Genomic DNA, 15972 nt, shown 5'->3' with positions numbered 1-15972 from the left:
TCGGAGGATCGAGCACATCTCCCCCTGCCCTCGGACCGACGATTTTCAGACCGCAGATAGACTACATGTCGTATCGTTTCAGACGACAAGGCAGTACGCGTGCGGTGAGGGGGTCTAGATGTCCCTGCGTGAGTCCGGCACGGAGAACACGTCGCTGCGTCGGCGCAATCTCGGAGCTTGGGTAGGTGTGGGCATCATCGGCGGCGTGCTCGCCGGCAGCATGTACGCGGCGTGCGTGCCGGGCCAGCACGCCGACTCGCGAGCACCCGACGAGGGGGCCGCTGGAGTCCCACAGGCCGCCGGCCCCCACGCAGTCCCGGACCGTGACCCGCTGACGACCGCACGCCGTTGGTTGAAGGCCTCCCGGTCGGTGAACTTCACCGATCCGCGGCCGGTCACCTGGACCGAGCGGGTCGCCCCTGTACTGACCGGAGCCGCCGCGCAGGACAACACCGCCACCGCGCAGGCCCCCGCGACAGGGGCGGGCTGGGAGCAGTTGGTCGCTAACCGGTGCAGCACCACGGTCAGCGAGATCGGCGCAGTGATTCCGCCCGAGGCGCCGCGCACCGACCGTCAGGTTTATGTCCAGGTGACCGGGGCCGTCCGGACCGGATGTGAAGGCGATGGACTGGTGGCGCCGCCGGAACACGCCGCAGCGACCCTGGCACTCGCCTTTGGACCCGACGGACTGTGGCGCGTCAGCGAACGACTCTACTGAGCCTTTTTCAACCTGACCGAGGACCCGCCGCGAAGCGGCGGCAGGGGCCCCGTCGGCAGCGGCCAGATCCCCGATGATGCAGGTCAGGCCGCCGCGCGGTCGCGGTCCGGGGAGGCCCACTCGACGGCTTGACCAGCACAAACGCCAGGTTGAAAAAGGCTCACTGAGCCGACCCGCCAGCGCCGACCGGTTGAGCTCACCGCGTTTCGGCGCCATCCGAGACTCCGCCGCCGGCGGCCGCGCTGACCCGGCGCCGGGTCGCTGATTTCACCTACGTCCGTGGCTGGGTCGGGTTCGTCTGCGTCGCGTTCGTCATCGACTGCTACTCCCGGGCGATCGTGGGGGCTGGCACGCCGCCACGACCAAGACCACCAGCCTGGTCACCACCGCGCTGATCGGATCGATCGGTACGACACCTGCGGCGGAGGTGAGCGGGAACTCCTCTACGGATGCCCCGGGGCCTGCGAGGAGGTAGGAGCGGGGACCATCGGGTTGCCGTTGGCGGTGTCACCGGGGATGGCCTGGATGACATCCCAATGCTCGACGATCTTCCCGCCCTCGACACGGAAGAAGTCCGCGACTGCGGACCGCTTCCCATCCTTCTCCGTCGACTCCGCGTGGACCACGACGATGTCACCCTCAGCCACGACACGCCCGATCCGGAACGTCACCCCGCTGTCCTTCACATATGGGCCCATCGTGTCCACGAACGCCGCCCGTCCGTTCGGGACCTGCGGGTTGTGCTGGATGTAGTTCTCCGCGACATAGGTCTGCGACGCACCCGCAACATCACGGTGGACGAACGCCTGAGTGTAGAAATCGGTGACCAACTTCGCCTTGTCCACCGGCACCGGAGTCGTTGTCGGGACAGGCGACTCCGACACCGCAGCAGGCTGCCCATGCCCGGCATGCCCGGCATGACCGGCATGACCGGGGCTGCAGCCCCCGGCGACCAACACCGCCGACGCCGCACCCGCCAGCACCACCGCCCACCCCGGACCTGTCCTGGCCTGTCTCGTCATCGTTGCGCTACTCACCTGGGCTGCTTATCGCATTCCACATCGGGCCGGGGCCCACGGACCCGGGTCGGGGGAACACCTTCATCCCTCTGAGAGGTCCCCGTACCCGTCCGAGGCGCAGCCACCGATTCCGAGGCCGATGTCTGTTCGCCTCGGGAGAACCGAGAACCGCCCGGTCCCGGGTCCCGGCACACTGTGCGCGATGCCGGGGCCCGGGAACCGGGCGGTTCGGTGGGGCGCACCAGCCCCCTCGATGAAAGATCCTGGTGCGCCCCTCGTCGTGAGGGACAGTCGGGATACACGTCGACCACCCCTCACGACGTCGTCTCGGGGTGTTGAGTCCCCGGGTGTTACTTGTGGCCCTTGCCGTGGGCAGCGCTGACCGCGTCGCCGGCGGCGCCGGTCTGGGCGCAGTTGTCGGACTGGTCGGTGACCGAGTGTCCGGACTTCGCGGTGCCGGATCCGAGGATCCCCAGCGCACCGGTCAGGCCGTTACCCAGGCCGAGGTCCTCGATCGGGACCTGGATACCGAGCGCGTTGACCGGGATGTCGTTGTTGCAGACCTGGATCGGGACGTTGACGTTATTACCGTTGAGCCCCGCGATCAGACCCTCGGCGCTCTTGTCGATCCCGTCACCCTGATCGTGGGTGCCGTGGGCCATCGCCACCGGCGAGAGCGCCATCAGCGACGCCGCCGACGCAGCCACGACGATCCCAGACTTCTTCCACATCACGCATGTCCTCCAGAGATGATGCCGGCACTTCGAATACAAGGGGGAGCCCGTACCAGCTGCAACGAGAGGATTCGGATCGGGAAACTGCAGGTCAAAGACCATCACCCGGTCAGCGCGTGGCGACCGCGCACCGTGACCGACCACAGCGGACCTGACCATCACTACGAGTGAACAGGGCCCGCGAACAGTGCCCGTGAACGGGGCCCGCGTTGCCCCGACCAGGGCAGCCGAACCGCCGGCAGAGCCGTCTGAAGTCGTCCAGCTGCCGCCGGAGGTCGTCGGCGCCCCCGCCAGGGCCCGCCGGAGGTCCTGGCGCTCTCGATGCCGTCGGCGATCGGGCTTCGTGATCTCACTGCGGGAGGAGGTTGGCTCATCCACTCTGTACGGCAATGATGTCCACATGAAATACCCACGTAGGGTCACCGGTCGGCGACAGGTGTGGATGGTGGCTGTGGTCGCCGTGGCCGGACTACTGGCGAGCGGCTGCTCGTCAGCCCCGGCCCAGGGCGATCCCAGCTCAGGCGAAGGGGTTGCGGCGGCAGGTCCGGCTCGGCAAGCGTTCGATCCGCCGGCCGACTTCGGGGCCCCAACCGCGGTGATGAGCAGCCGAAGTGATTCCGAGATCCCGATGGTGCAGGTCCTCGACGGATTGTCAGGGTGGACGGTCGGCTCAGCCGGTCTGGTACGGGTGGACTTCACCACCAGCACTGTGCGACAGGGCGTGTTCCCCGACAACGCCTTCGACGACTGGGTGCACTTCGGCAGCGTCCTCGGTGACCCGGTAGTGGCCGACACCCCGGCCGGGCGGCTGGCGCTGGCAGCGTTCCCGGTGAAGACCCCAGGCCAGGGCACCACCCCGGGCACAGAGGCCCTCGAGCTCGTCGCCGCCGACACGGCTACCGCAGCCAGAGCATTCTCCACCACCGTGGCGCTGCCACCTCCGAGCACCACCGCTTACGACCCGAAGTTCGAACGGGTCGCGGTGATCGGGGTACGGGGATCGACCGTGGTCGTGGAGGCGAAGACCGACCAGACCGCGATCATCGCCGGGGTCGACCTGACCACCCACCAGACACTCTGGACCGCCCCCGAGCTGACCGGAGCCCTCATCGTCGGCGACACCGTGGTCGCATCGAGCGACGACCTGTTCAACGCGACGCTGCAGGGACTGTCGTTGACCGACGGTTCTCGGCGCTGGAGCAGGGCAGGCGGAGACACCGCCTCCCCCCTCGGGCCCAGGATGGTCACGATCAACCCCGGCGGCTACAAAACCGAGGTCATCGCCGCCGCCACCGGAACCCCGGTCACGACCACCCCGCTCGGACAGGACCGGGGGAAGTGGCAATGCTTCTACGACCAGCGCTCGATCACCGTGTGCGAGTCTCAGAGCTTCTCCGGTAAGCCGGAGGTCCTGGTCGGGCTCGACGAGTCCGGGGCCGAGCGGTGGCGCATCGCCGCCCAGCCCGGCGGTCCCCGGGTCCCACCCGAGCTCACCGCGGTCTGGCACGGCGCGGTCTACGGCTTCACCGACGCCGGGCCCGTCGTGCTCGACGCCGCCACCGGCGCCGACCGCACCCCGACTGCGACCGCCGCGCCCCACCTGGTCAACGAGTACTTCGGGATCGCATCCGCACCGCCCCTACCGGGGACGCCGCGCAGCTACGACTACGACTCCGCCAGCGAGTACGTCGCCGTCCCGGCCACCTCATGACCAGCCACCGAGCCGCACACCCGCACCACACCGACCAGAAGGCACCTACGTTGATCAGACCTGCCCGCCCCCGCGCCCGACCCACGGGCCGCTACCGGACCCCGCTGGTACTCGGGTTTGCTGCCATCACCGCAGCCGTGGCGCTGACCGACTGCGGCGGCCCGGACTCCGACCTGGCCGGACAGTGGGTCGGGACCTGCTCCCCGTCCCCGCAGGCATCGATCCTGACGGCCCCCGTGAACCTGGACCTCCGCGCCGACGGATCCTTCACCGCCACCGTGTCCCGACGCCAGCCGGTCCCCGACACCGGGACCTACTCCACCGAGGACGACCGGCTCACCCTGATAAGCACGGACTCCAAACGCTCCGAGCCCCTGAGCGGCACCGGCCGCTACACCGTCGACGACACCACCCTCTCCATCTCCGGATTACAGACCGGCTCGGACACGATCTGGTGCACCCTGACCCGACGCTGACCACCAGATGGCAACGAGGACGACGTGACCGAGCAGCTCGCCCGTAAAGAGGCGCCACGCCGCACGACCGCCGGGCTCTCCACCAGGTTGGAATCGTTTACCTCGTGGTTGTGTTCAGCTTCGCCCCGTCCGCCTGCTACTCTGAACGGAGTTCGGCCCGAGACCCGCCCGCGTCCGAGAAGCCGCCGGCCGGTCGGGCCGAACTCCAACTTTTAATCCGATCAGTCGGTGAGGCCGAGCTTCTTCGCGCATGACGGCCATGCCTTCCACCCTTGGCCTTCCTGGACACGCTGCGCGACCGCGATCTGCTCAGCCCTGGACGCTTCGTGCACTTCACCCTGACCGCCGAACGCCGTCCAGGTCGACGGCGTGAATTGCAGCCCGCCGGAGAATCCGTTCCCGGTACGAGCCGACCAGTCCCCACCGGACTCGCACTCGACCAGCTCATCCCACACCCGCTCTGGGACCGCGCCCGAGCGCTTCTCCGGAGCCGACGTGGGTGAAGGCTGCGCGCCGGCGGATTCCTGGCCGTTGGCAGCATCCGCCGACACAGGCTCCGGGGCGGGGGTGGCGCTGTTGGTTCTAGAGATCGTCTCACCAGCATTACCAGCACTACCAGCGCTGGTACCGCTGGTGTTGGTGGTGTCGAGGTCGTCGAGGTTCAGGTCCGGGTCTGTGAGCGTCTCCAACAACGCGACCGCGTCCGGATCAGCCACCGCCGCCCGCGCGGCCTGCTCAGTCAACTTCTCCACGCCCGCGGCCAGACCCTCACCACGATGAGCGGCTCCCTGACCGGCGGTATCGAAGGTGCCGTCGTCTCGACCGCCGGCGCGCTGCTCCCCGCCCGCTGTGTCAGCGTTGCTCCCGGGCCGCCCGGACGACGCAGTGTCTGCAATAGCCGCGCCGCTACCGGCGGCAGCGACCGAGCCACGGTCACCGCCCGCAACGGTGGCGGCGGCGGCGTCGAGGGCAGCGGGATCCGCGCCCAGGGATTCCAGCTCGGCCCGAACCTCCGGTCGGTTCACGACCGCATCGACAGCGACCCGCACCCGATCCACCTCATCCGCCGCGCTGCTCGTGCTGACCGGTTCAGCATCAAGAGCGGTAAGGAAATCGCTGAGCAGCGCGACCGCGGCACGCGCGGCCTCCACATCCGTCTCAGCCGTGGTGGAGGTGGCTGTGTTCGTACCGGAGCCACCAGGATCAGAGCTCCGGCGGCTACCCTGCTCCCCCCCACCACGACCGACTCCGACAGATCTTCCCTGGTCAGCGGCGTCTGACCGGTGGTCCTTGTCGTTCTCCTGGCCGTGGTCCTTGCTCTGATCCTCGGGGCGTGACGTGGTCGCGCTGGGAGCCGACTGAGTCCCGCTGCTGGAGTCGTCCGGGGCGAGCGACGCTGTGGCAGCGGCAGGCTGCACCGGCACCGTCGGCGGCGGGGCTGGCGCAGCGGACGGGGTCGGCGCGGGCGCCGAGGTCACGGGCGGCGTGCGACCGGGCTGCGGCGCTACAGGCCGTGGAGCAGGAGTCGCCGATGACGGGACCGGAGCCGGGCCGGTCACCACATCGGCGACCGCACCACCGGCGGCGCCGACAGCGTCCACGGCTGCGTGGCCCGCATCCGTCAGACCGCCGAGGACACCCACCGGTCCGGCCCCCGGAGGCGCTGCGGGCGGCGGCTCGGTCAGGATGCGCAGGCTGGCCGGAGTGGGGCCGAAGCCGGCAGCGGCGAGTTCCACCGCGACCACATCCAGGGACCGGTGGGTGCCGTGCACCGCATGCAACCGGTCCGACACATCGACCGCCTGCTGACGCCAGCCCGCCGGACGGGTCGCCGGGCTCACCCCGAGCCCGACCAGTTTCCGGGCCAGCTCCTGCGCGTGCGGGCTGTCCGACAAGGCCAGGTCAGTGAGCAGAGCACGGGCCTGGGCATGCACCTGAGCCGTATCCACCGCCGGACTCGGGCCAGTCGCGGTCACCCGCAGTGCGACCGCAGCGTGTTCCTCCGCCGCCGCGGCCGGACCCAGCAGGGCCGGGGTCAGCGCGGTCCCGCCGAGCATCGCACCCGCCGCCAACGCGGCGACCGCCGAACGACGCACTACCACCGACGACACCGAGGCCGAACGAAAAGCAGCAGAACGAGAGAACATCAGAAGATCTCCTTCATGATCAACAGATAGGGCGAGTCGCAGGCCCCAGCGCAGGTCGGCAGCCGAGTCATCGGCGACTACCGACGTTGTTGACCTCGTCAGTGATCGACGTCGACGAGTCCGCATCCGTGGAACCCTCGCTGCCCGACGAATCGGTGGAGGCGCCCTCGCCGGCGGCCAGGCCCCACTGCTTGACCCAGTCGTACTGAACCTGCCCGGTCTCGCCGTCCCCGCGCGGGAACCAGTCCAGCTGCAGACACAGATGCATCGGACCCGGCGGCAAGATCGAGGTATCCGTCGTCTTCCACCACTCGCGGCCGTCCACGAACGCCGTCACACCATCCGGGGTCCACTCCACGGCGTAGTTGTGCCACGCCGTGGCATCGACCTTCAGTTCGCCGTGGACCTGGGAGTTGTCCGCGCCGTAGTGCAGAAAAAGTTCGATCGTGTCGCGGGCCGGGTTCATGATCTCGGCGAAGTCGATCTCCCCACCGACCGGGAAGTTCTCCTGCGTCGGCCACAACAGCGCCAGCGCGTTGTAGGACGGCGACCCGGTCGGGGCGCGCATCCGGACCTCCCAGCGTCCGTACTTCTGGGAGTGCGCCGTCCACGCCAGCCCGGCGGTCGTGCCGTCCCCGGTGCCGTCGATGGTCAGCACACCGTCGGTGACGGTGGCTGCGGCGGGGGAACGGGTGCCGTTCCCGGCATGACCCGGGCCGTCATAGGCATTCCACCCCGCACCCAGGGTGGTGCCGGTGAAGTCGTCGATGACGTCGGGGGCGCCCCATCCGAACACCGCCTGGGCCGTGTCCTGTCTGCTGCCACCCGCGCCGCTCCCCGTGATGTCTGTGGTGTCCTGCGCGGGCAACCACTGGGGTGATCCGACTGACGGGGGCGAGTCCTCCCCGGTGTGCGCTCGTTGATCATCAGGTCCAGCGGCGTAGCAGCGAGCGGGGACGAAACCCGGGGTGCCCGCGCCGAGAGCGAGTAGCGCCGCACGCAACGCCCCCGCAGTGTCCCTGGCGTCGGGGGCCAGTTCAGCGAAGACGCGGGCAGCCGTGATACGCCACCCGCACCTCGCCTCCAGCTCGTCCGGTGACGACACGGCTGGTGCTCCACCGAACGCCAGTACCGCGGACGTTACGAGCGTTGTGATCGCGCTAACCGGGCCCATCGGCACCTCTGGTGTCGACGCTCACCGGTGGCTACTGCTGCTTCTAAAGCCGTGTGCGGCGAGGCCGTGCGTGTCACGGCCGTAGAAACCGTCCGCGACGGTCGCGGAGATCTCCAAAACGGCGTCACGAGTAGCCGGCTGCAGTAGTGCCAGGTCGATCGGGCCGCCGCTGGCTAGATGCCGGTCCGCAGGAAGTTCCAATACCGCGCGGACTCGGCCGCGGAAGTAATCACGGATCACCTCGGCGTCGATCGACTCGCTCCAACGATCACCGGAGAGCACAACGACCGCGTCCTTGACCAGGTGCCGATGCGGGAGCCCGCCGGCGGGGTCACGGTAGTTCGCCAGATAGTCCAGGGTTCGTTGGGCGCGCGAGGCTCCGTCCTGGGTCAGCGTCCCCACGATGACCAGGCTGTCGCAGTGTTTGAGGCCCCCCTGGGCGGCCGAGTGCACGATTCCCGTACCGAGGTCGGTGATGATCGCCTGCGCGAACCGGGACAACACCCGCACGACCGACTCGTAGTCAGATAGCGAGAACGCTTCGCTGGACTCCGGTTCCTGATCGGAGGCCACGACCTGCAACCGGCGGGTCAAGTGGACATACTTCGACAGATCAGTGAAGGTCTCGACCTCATCGAGGTGGGCCAGCAGATCGCGGACGGTCACCTGCGCGGCGAACTCTTCACCGACAAGCCGGTCGGCGAGGGTGCCGGCATCGGGATTGGCATCGACGGCCACGACTCGATCACCGCGGTGCTCAGCCAGGCACAGGCCGAGCAAGCAGGACACCGTGGTCTTCCCGACGCCGCCCTTCATCGAGCCGACGATGACCGAGTGCGGCCCTTCCAGACGGGTGTTACCGATACGCCGGGCCAGGTCGGTGTATCGCTCCTCCGCCGCGGAGGGGCCTGGGTTCCACTTCCCGCCGCTGAGCCGGAACGCCGCAGCCCGCCAGCCGCTGGTCGGCGCGCTCTGCCGAGGCCGCAACGCGTTGAGCCGCGCCGGCCCCAGGTCCCGGGGCAGCAACCCAGCGGGGACCGACTCAGAACGTTCCCGGGGTGATGGGTCCGACTGCAGAACAGGAGTGGTGGCAGGTACGGGAGCTACCGGTGCCGGCCTGATCGAGACGGCATCGAGGCTTCCGACCGGTGCCGGCCCCGCCCAGAGGTCGCTGTCCCAGGGCAACGATGTCGATCGTGGCCCCGGACGACGACCGCACCGCACTGCACTGCCGACGTCCAATCCTGACTGCGGCACCGCCTGCGGCAGCGGGACGGCCGACGTGGCCAGATCAGGATCAGAGGCACCGGTGGGGAGATCCCACGTGCGGCGCAAAGGGTCGGAATCAGCAACGGCGTCGGTCATCAACAGATCCCAGACTCAGGCGAGGACTGCAGGCGGTCATCGTCGGGAGAGGGCAGTTGCTGCAGCTCCACAACGAGATGACCGTGATCGTGGCGGCGGATTGGGACTCCGAGACGTTGCCACACCGCCATCACCGGCGCCCAGCCCTCCGCGATCGATGGTGGGACTGCCGACCATCGGGCCCCTACCGGTAACCGCGGAACCGGCGCAGGATCCCCCTGCTGCGGTTCACCGGCGCCGGTGGCCTCGGCGGCGGTAGCCTCGGCGGCACCGTCCATGCTGACAAATCCAGCGTGAGATGGAACAGGATCAAAGATCTCGACCAGTGCCTTCACATCGACGGTGAGGACATAGCCGTGCGCCAGCACCTCACCGGCTCTCGCGTGGACCGCGCGGCGTCGCCCGTGACCGTGCACGCCACCCGGCCACCCCAGCAGAGCATCTGATTGCCGCGCCAGATACGGCTCCAACGCCAGGCGCCGACGACCTGGATCCTCCGCGTCGCAGGACAGGTAGTCCATCGCGAAGCACTCCGCAAGCTGGCGGGCCTCCGCCGGGTCGATCGGGCGCAACGCTTCAACGGGGCGGTCCACCGTGGTCTGGGTGCTGCGCTCGTCATCAGCCGGCCGCCACGAGGGCAGCGCAGGCATACCCGGATCGGACGCCGCAGCTCGATGCTCAGACAGTGACACCGGCAGCTCGCCTGTCGACGGCGCCAACACCGAGCTGGGAGCGGCCGGGCCGCGGGCATCGACGAGATCACCGGCGGCCACCGTCTGACTGCTTACCTGCTCCCACAGCTCCGGCGGCGGCTCGACGGCCGGGACGGCCACGATCGATTCCAGCGATGCCCGGTCGTCATCGGAGCGGCGGCCCCCGAGAGGTATCGCGGCGTTGTTCGACCACCACGGCGGCAGTGCCGCCGGCTCCGGACGTACCCGCCGTGTCTTCACCATCACCGCCACCGATCCACCAGGCCCGGACGGGACGCGAAGTCGACCAGCCTGTCGACCGCCACCGCCCCACAACCACCAGATGTACATTCCGTCCAGCAGAGATAGTACACTAGTATGGGTTGGTGTTGCCCGGACAGGCTGGGCCGGGGATCAGGCCCGATCGACCTGGTATCTGCCGTCTGGGGTCAGCACGACTCCCGTGATCTCGGTAGCTTCACCATCGATCATGGTCTGGCAGGTGAACCGCTGCCCAAGAACGACGGGGACCTCGGCGGGACACTGCATGTCGGCGGTCACGGTCAGCTCGTAGTCCTCGACCAGGACCGCGCGCACGCCGGACTGCAACGCCTCCTGCTCGAAGATGACGCTGATGGCCCAGCCCGGCCACACCACCGCAGAGAACACCCCGCCGGCGACCGCGGCCGCGCCGGAGGCGATGGAGAGCCATGCCCGGGGGCCCCTTCGTCGCGGCGGCGACAGATCCAGCCCGCCCTCAGCGGTGACGCACGAGGCCGCCAACTGCGCCTGGCCCACCCCCTCCGGAGTGGAACTCGGGGCAGCCCACCCCGGAGTCGCGGCCGGGCCGACCTGGGGCGTCGCGCCGCGGCCGCCCCAGCCGCCCGGCGGCACTCCACCCGCAAGGACCAGCCCATCACCCTCACCGCTCATACACTCGCATCTCCTCGGAAACCACTACCCGACCAGCGATCTAGGATCGCCCCACCGACCAGCGATGTCATCCACGAAGGTGAGGACCCGTGCCCGAGGCCCACAGTCAACCTGCAGTACCCCTCGCCAAGCAAGACATCGCCGGACGACTGGATCATCTATTCGTCACTATCCGGCACACCGATGGAACTTCCTATTCCACCGACGAGGTCGTGCGGTGGATCAACGCTCACCGAACGCCGACCAGCCGGGAGCGAATCACCGCCTTGAGGCGCGTCGGGAAGCCGCCAAAACCGGCACCGGCCCCTGACGAGCTCGCCGTTCTGACTGAGTTCTTCTGCCTGCCCTCCGCATATTTCACCGATCCCGAACCTGCACCCATCGACGGCCCCCGCCAGGATCAACGCATTCAACAGCGCCTCGACGGCTACCGATCTGGATCAATCCCGCAACGCTTGTACTACTTATTCACCACTATCGTCGGACCCGCCAAGCGCCCCTATCCTGCCGCAGATGTCGCCCGCTGGATCAACGCAAACGGCGGACACATCACCACCGTCTACATGCAGAAGCTCCTCACTGGTGAACGCGGTAAAAATCCGGGCGAAGACTACCTCCGCTGGATCAGTGAATTCTTTGCGGTTCCTGTCAGTTTTTTCCGAGAGGTGCAGCCCGCCCCTATCAATGGGCTGCATCAGAGTGCCGTTGTCCTGCTCAGGAACAACCGTGCCGCGGAACTGGTTCAGCTCTATGCGCAACTCACTCCAGGCCAGCAGGACGCCGTCCACAGACTCCTGGCGGGGATAGTTGACGACAACAACTCCGGCGCCGCCCCAGCCCGGGGCACACCCTGAACTGCCGTGCTTTCAATCACCCCATGACCACCGGCAACTCGATGACGCCCCGGTTCCGAAACGATGAACGCCACACATGACTCATCGGAGCCGCCAACCGAAAACCCGGAATTTCCCTGAACAGAGTCGCCAGTCCGATATTAAGTTCCATCCGAGCCAGGGCCGCTCCGGGGCAGGCGTGCTCCCCATGCCCGAATGTCAGGTGCGGGTTCGGACAGCGATCGAGACGTAACTGATCAGCACCAGAGTGCACCAGCGGATCGCGGTTAGCCGAGGCCCATGACAACATGACCGTCTCACCTCTAGCGATCCCCATGCCGCCAATGGTGACGTCCTCACGGGTGAACCGGCGGATCGCCAACTGCGGCGGCGGATCATAACGCAACAACTCATCAATCACTGCCTGCGGAAACTCCCCCTCCACCAGGGCATCCCGTAACATTTCCAGGCCCCCCGTCTCGTCCGCGGCAGCGATCAGACCGTTCCCGATCACTCGGATGGTGTTCTCGTACCCGGCAAACAGCAGGAGAAACGCTGCCGAGGTCAGCTCCTCCATCGACAGTCGCTCCGGATCGTTGTCAGCGTCACGCACCAGCCCCCCCAGGAAACTGTCGGCGCTGCCCTCTTTTTCTTTACGTAATCTTTCAACTAGAGTGCAGATGTAGCGATGAAGTTCTCTGACTGCATCAGCCGATGCCGATTGACTTGATGGGGCCAGAAGTTCATCGGTCCATCCACGAAAATCAGACAGATCTGCCGGCGGGATACCTAGAATCATTGCGATCACACGAAGAGCGAACGGGGAAGCGTATTCGGCGATCACATCCACCGGTGCGCCGCCCGCCAGCTGGATCCGCAAGTTCGTGGCCAGCTCGGCCGCGGCGGCGCTGATTGCAGGCCCGAGTACCTCAACGCGCCGTGAGGTGAGTCCTGCGGCGACCTGGCGGCGGATCCGGCGGTGGTCGGCGCCGTCCATATTCAACAGGTTCCGGTCCAGATCCGGCGGTAACGAAAATCCTGTGTACCCGCGGAGAGAATATCTGCGGTCCAGGGTCAACCGCGGATCAGCAGCCAAGGCCCGAACATGTTCGTCGCCGACAATCACCCAGACCGGAGCTCCATCCGGCGTCATCGCACGATGGACGGGGCCACTCCGTCGTAGCTTATCCCAGCTCGCGTACGGGTCGGCCTGGAACTGCTCATCGAAACTGACAATCACACCGTAGATCATGCCGTCGGAACGGGACCGGCACCACCATCGCCCGGCTACCCGCCGATCACGACCATGCTCATGTGGACACGGTCGCACGAGCATCGACCTCAGCGGTGAGACGGAGGGTGAGTGGGTGATCCCACGCTCGGGCGACACGTTGCCACCAGGACGCGTTCTGGCCGAGCTCGCGAAGGCCGGCCGGGGTCAAGGCGCGCTGCGCCTCTTCCAGCGCAGCGGCACCAGAACGAGCCCGGGTGAGCGCCACACGCAACATGACTGCGTCACCGACACCAGCGGCGGCGAACTCGTCGAGTTCGGCTCGAGCCCGGGTCAACGCCCAAGCCCGCAACGACACATCGAGATGAGGTCGAAGACACCGGACGACATCCCAGCACTCGATAACACGACGGAACAGCCGGAACGCCATCTCGCGAATATCTACGGCCTCCCAGAACCCGATCCACCGATTAGGAACCCACGACGGGGCCCACGTCATCAACACCACATCAGGTCGGAACCGCACCAGCGACAGCCACATTCCGCCCATTTTCCGATACACCACTCGCTGGCGAGCCAAGAGAGCCACGGCCGGGACACCCGTCGCCACCAACGGCATCCCCAAACCGACTACAAGCAGGAACACCGACGTCACCAAAATAGGGCGCTCCGCCGCAAGTGGATCATAGCCTGGACGCCCCACCGTGTACGCCGAAAGCAGGAACAGCGCCTTGTGTCCAATATACACGAAGAATCCGCACGCCGATGCCGCGATAAGTTTCAATCCGGTCGCCGTCCATCGGCGCGCGATGCTCTCTTCACGAGCCCATCCCCACGCCATCAAAGCCGTAGCCACAAATACGGAGCCAACATAAACGATGTAGAGCAGGACGGCCGCCGTTGTCCACGGTGCCGCAGTCCAATCCCCCGCCAAAGCAGCAGCAGCATCGTGCGGTGATGACACCACCGCAATCGACCATCTCATCGCTAGAACGGCTACAAGAACAGCGAAGTGCATGGCCATACGGCGGCGGCGACGACGGCTCGGAGACCAGATCCAGCACACAAACGCCATCCGCACACACGCGAACGAGATTATGGCCGGAGTGTGCCGTTGCGCATAGGAGATATTGGTGTCGAGCGACCGCCCCAGAAAGTCTGTGACGACCATGCTCTCCTGGAACGTAGCGATCCCCATGAAAATGATCGCAGCGCACATCGCGACAGCAGCTGGACGGTTCGTCTCCGCGACCGGGAAGCGCAGCTGGAAGAGTTTCGCGATCGCCGCGCCGACGATAAGGCCGACCAGCATGAACTGGATCGCGTCGTGCGCTGTCACCACCCCGACCCGCACCGCCCGAGCCGGTACTCGAACGCTCCAACGAGACGGGCGGCATCAACATCGCCGTCCGGGAACAAGCGAGCCCCTGCTGCCTCCCAGATCGAGAACGCAAGAGTCTCGGCCTGCAACTCGCGATAGTCGGCATAGTGGTTACGATGGAGAACCCTGATTGATGAGGATCGACCCCCGCCATCAGCAGATTCCTCCAGCTCAGCTCCCGCACTCGATTCTGAGATCACGACGCCCCGATGTCCTGCGATCATATGCGAAGCTTCGTGGATGATGCGATTATCGCGCTCCAGGCAATCGCCGCCGCACTCATCGAGCCTGATCTCGTCGAAATCTGGATGCTCATACCAGAGAGCCGAAGGAGAAGCCGAACTGTCACTCATTCGAATAGAAGATATGACTATTTCTCGACCTCGGCTCGCGGCGAGACCCTCGATAAACTTGTCAACATCCCACGGGTAAGGGAGTTCCGGCACTGAGTGAAGCTGCTCTCGCGACCAGCGCAGTGCCCGCTTCGCCGCACGCATATTCACCCCGCGAGGTATCGCCGTGACCGGGGCTGCGACAGGGTCGATCTGGGACTTTCTCAACCAGAGGTTCACTGCGAACTCGACTCGGGGGAATCCGACTGGCCCAACGTGTCAAGAAAATTTTCCACAGCCACACGACCTGCATCATCAAGACGCGCAAGGCGGCCCATCACCCGAACGCAACGAGGGTCGAGATTCACGTCAAACGCCAGGAAGCTAGTTCCGAAGAATGCGGCTATCTCCTGCAACTTCATCGTCGGCGGCACATGGGTCCCTGCAAGGGCTCGCCTCAGGCTCTCGTGTGAGATCTGCACGCCGGCATCGCGCATCTGTCGAGCCAGCTTCCGCATAGACAGCGACGATTGTCCCGTTCGCTGCTCGTACTCCTTGATCTCAGATCGCAGCCGCTCACCCAGCTCCACCGCCGCCTGACCCACCAGTCTCCCCCTTGGTATGCGCGCTCGACCTCGCGTCCTGCAAGCCTTGGACTGCAGCATGACACACCCCGTTGACGACGGTGGTGCAGTGTGGTGAGGTAAGCGCTACCGAGCGTCACTAGACGCCGTGGCCGTCGTTCCCCAAGTAAGCACCGCCACGCCGAACAGGTGACCGCCGGCCCCGAGTAGACGATGATGAGGTCCCGACATGTACCCCGCCCTCGATCCTGCCCCCGCAAGCGGCGCCAGCGATAATTGGCTCCGAGGCGAGCTCTTCCGCGCCGCTCATGAAGTCCTCCACGCCGCGCAGACTGTCGCTGACCCGCTAGCCGAGTCGCCAGCGCAAGCAACCGCAGTCGGACACCTACGCGCCGCCCAGAACATCCTCGATCCACTCATGGACATGATCGCATGATCAACGACACACAAGAGCTCGGTCGGGACCAGCGCGGCGGACACTCGACCCCACGCCAGAACCGCTAGGATCCACCGTCGGTCGGCTTCTCGGCTTCTCGGCTTCTCGGCTTCTCGGCTTCTCGGCTTCTCGGCTTCTCGGCTTCTCGGCTTCTCGGCTTCTCGGCTTCTCGGCTTCTCGGCTTCTCGGCTTCTCGGCTTCTCGGC

The 15972-nt window shown here is 66.8% G+C and carries 15 protein-coding genes; 4 read left to right on the top strand and 11 right to left on the bottom strand.

What is annotated here, in order from left to right; translation table 11 throughout:
* Positions 1 to 118: 118 nt before the first annotated feature.
* Positions 119 to 718: a hypothetical protein gene (locus tag Ae717Ps2_RS29470; protein WP_143510614.1), complete on the top strand. Its 600-nt coding sequence runs from the start codon at positions 119 to 121 to the stop codon at positions 716 to 718.
* Between the two features lie 443 nt (positions 719 to 1161).
* On the opposite strand, the gene Ae717Ps2_RS29460 is transcribed toward Ae717Ps2_RS29470, so the two are convergent.
* Together Ae717Ps2_RS29460 and Ae717Ps2_RS29455 are read right to left on the bottom strand one after the other, a co-directional pair.
* Positions 1162 to 1563 carry a nuclear transport factor 2 family protein gene (locus Ae717Ps2_RS29460; RefSeq protein WP_158071568.1) on the bottom strand — a complete coding sequence of 134 codons (402 nt, stop codon included), beginning with the start codon at positions 1561 to 1563 and terminating at the stop codon, positions 1162 to 1164.
* A gap of 524 nt (positions 1564 to 2087) precedes the next feature.
* Positions 2088 to 2468, bottom strand: a complete 381-nt coding sequence (locus Ae717Ps2_RS29455; protein ID WP_075306063.1) for a hypothetical protein — start codon at positions 2466 to 2468, stop codon at positions 2088 to 2090.
* Positions 2469 to 3069: 601 nt separating this feature from the next.
* Here Ae717Ps2_RS29455 and Ae717Ps2_RS29450 point away from each other — a divergent pair.
* Complete coding sequence (locus Ae717Ps2_RS29450) at positions 3070 to 4182, top strand: hypothetical protein (RefSeq protein WP_143510610.1); 1113 nt, start codon at positions 3070 to 3072, stop codon at positions 4180 to 4182.
* Positions 4183 to 4319: 137 nt separating this feature from the next.
* Positions 4320 to 4658, top strand: a complete 339-nt coding sequence (locus Ae717Ps2_RS29445; protein WP_075334436.1) for a hypothetical protein — start codon at positions 4320 to 4322, stop codon at positions 4656 to 4658.
* A 221-nt stretch (positions 4659 to 4879) separates the two neighbouring features.
* On the opposite strand, the gene Ae717Ps2_RS40590 is transcribed toward Ae717Ps2_RS29445, so the two are convergent.
* The 5 genes from Ae717Ps2_RS40590 to Ae717Ps2_RS29420 form a co-directional block, all read right to left on the bottom strand.
* Positions 4880 to 6805: a transglycosylase family protein gene (locus Ae717Ps2_RS40590; RefSeq protein ID WP_369804888.1), complete on the bottom strand. Its 1926-nt coding sequence runs from the start codon at positions 6803 to 6805 to the stop codon at positions 4880 to 4882.
* 67 nt (positions 6806 to 6872) lie between these two features.
* Entirely contained in the window at positions 6873 to 7601 is a 729-nt protein-coding gene (locus Ae717Ps2_RS29435) for a glycoside hydrolase family 16 protein (RefSeq protein ID WP_075334435.1), read from the bottom strand.
* Positions 7602 to 8000: 399 nt separating this feature from the next.
* Positions 8001 to 9005 (bottom strand): MinD/ParA family protein, encoded by a 1005-nt coding sequence (locus Ae717Ps2_RS29430; protein ID WP_075334434.1) that lies wholly within the window; start codon positions 9003 to 9005, stop codon positions 8001 to 8003.
* A gap of 338 nt (positions 9006 to 9343) precedes the next feature.
* A complete protein-coding gene (locus Ae717Ps2_RS29425; RefSeq protein ID WP_143510608.1) occupies positions 9344 to 10309 on the bottom strand; it encodes a hypothetical protein in 966 nt (321 codons plus the stop codon).
* Positions 10310 to 10450: 141 nt separating this feature from the next.
* Positions 10451 to 10834, bottom strand: coding sequence for a DUF4333 domain-containing protein (locus tag Ae717Ps2_RS29420; RefSeq protein ID WP_075334432.1), 384 nt, complete (start codon positions 10832 to 10834; stop codon positions 10451 to 10453).
* Between the two features lie 224 nt (positions 10835 to 11058).
* On the opposite strand from Ae717Ps2_RS29420, the gene Ae717Ps2_RS36560 reads away from it, so the two are divergent.
* A complete protein-coding gene (locus Ae717Ps2_RS36560; RefSeq protein WP_139319137.1) occupies positions 11059 to 11823 on the top strand; it encodes a hypothetical protein in 765 nt (254 codons plus the stop codon).
* Positions 11824 to 11839: 16 nt separating this feature from the next.
* Here Ae717Ps2_RS36560 and Ae717Ps2_RS29410 read toward each other — a convergent pair whose 3' ends face one another.
* The 4 genes from Ae717Ps2_RS29410 to Ae717Ps2_RS29400 form a co-directional block, all read right to left on the bottom strand.
* A complete protein-coding gene (locus Ae717Ps2_RS29410; RefSeq protein WP_075334431.1) occupies positions 11840 to 13054 on the bottom strand; it encodes a cytochrome P450 in 1215 nt (404 codons plus the stop codon).
* A 58-nt stretch (positions 13055 to 13112) separates the two neighbouring features.
* Positions 13113 to 14372, bottom strand: a complete 1260-nt coding sequence (locus Ae717Ps2_RS29405) for an MAB_1171c family putative transporter (protein WP_143510606.1) — start codon at positions 14370 to 14372, stop codon at positions 13113 to 13115.
* Positions 14369 to 14767, bottom strand: coding sequence for a hypothetical protein (locus tag Ae717Ps2_RS36555; protein ID WP_143510604.1), 399 nt, complete (start codon positions 14765 to 14767; stop codon positions 14369 to 14371). The genes Ae717Ps2_RS29405 and Ae717Ps2_RS36555 overlap by 4 nt, the downstream gene beginning before the upstream one ends.
* Positions 14768 to 14982: 215 nt before the next feature.
* Entirely contained in the window at positions 14983 to 15351 is a 369-nt protein-coding gene (locus Ae717Ps2_RS29400) for a hypothetical protein (RefSeq protein ID WP_075302869.1), read from the bottom strand.
* Positions 15352 to 15972: the final 621 nt, after the last annotated feature.

The sequence above is a fragment of the Pseudonocardia sp. Ae717_Ps2 genome (assembly GCF_001932475.1).
GTDB lineage: Bacteria > Actinomycetota > Actinomycetes > Mycobacteriales > Pseudonocardiaceae > Pseudonocardia.
The sequence above is the reverse complement of the archived record's forward strand: the minus strand, read 5'-3'. Positions and strand labels throughout refer to the sequence as shown.

Excerpts from the sequence above, each read along its gene's own strand:
- Ae717Ps2_RS29470 (WP_143510614.1), top strand. The coding sequence starts at position 119 with ATGTCCCTGCGTGAGTCCGGCACGGAGAACACGTCGCTGCGTCGGCGC.
- Ae717Ps2_RS29455 (WP_075306063.1), bottom strand. The coding sequence starts at position 2,468 with ATGTGGAAGAAGTCTGGGATCGTCGTGGCTGCGTCGGCGGCGTCGCTG.
- Ae717Ps2_RS29450 (WP_143510610.1), top strand. The coding sequence starts at position 3,070 with ATGAGCAGCCGAAGTGATTCCGAGATCCCGATGGTGCAGGTCCTCGAC.
- Ae717Ps2_RS40590 (WP_369804888.1), bottom strand. The coding sequence starts at position 6,805 with ATGTTCTCTCGTTCTGCTGCTTTTCGTTCGGCCTCGGTGTCGTCGGTG.
- Ae717Ps2_RS29410 (WP_075334431.1), bottom strand. The coding sequence starts at position 13,054 with ATGATCTACGGTGTGATTGTCAGTTTCGATGAGCAGTTCCAGGCCGAC.
- Ae717Ps2_RS36555 (WP_143510604.1), bottom strand. The coding sequence starts at position 14,767 with ATGAGTGACAGTTCGGCTTCTCCTTCGGCTCTCTGGTATGAGCATCCA.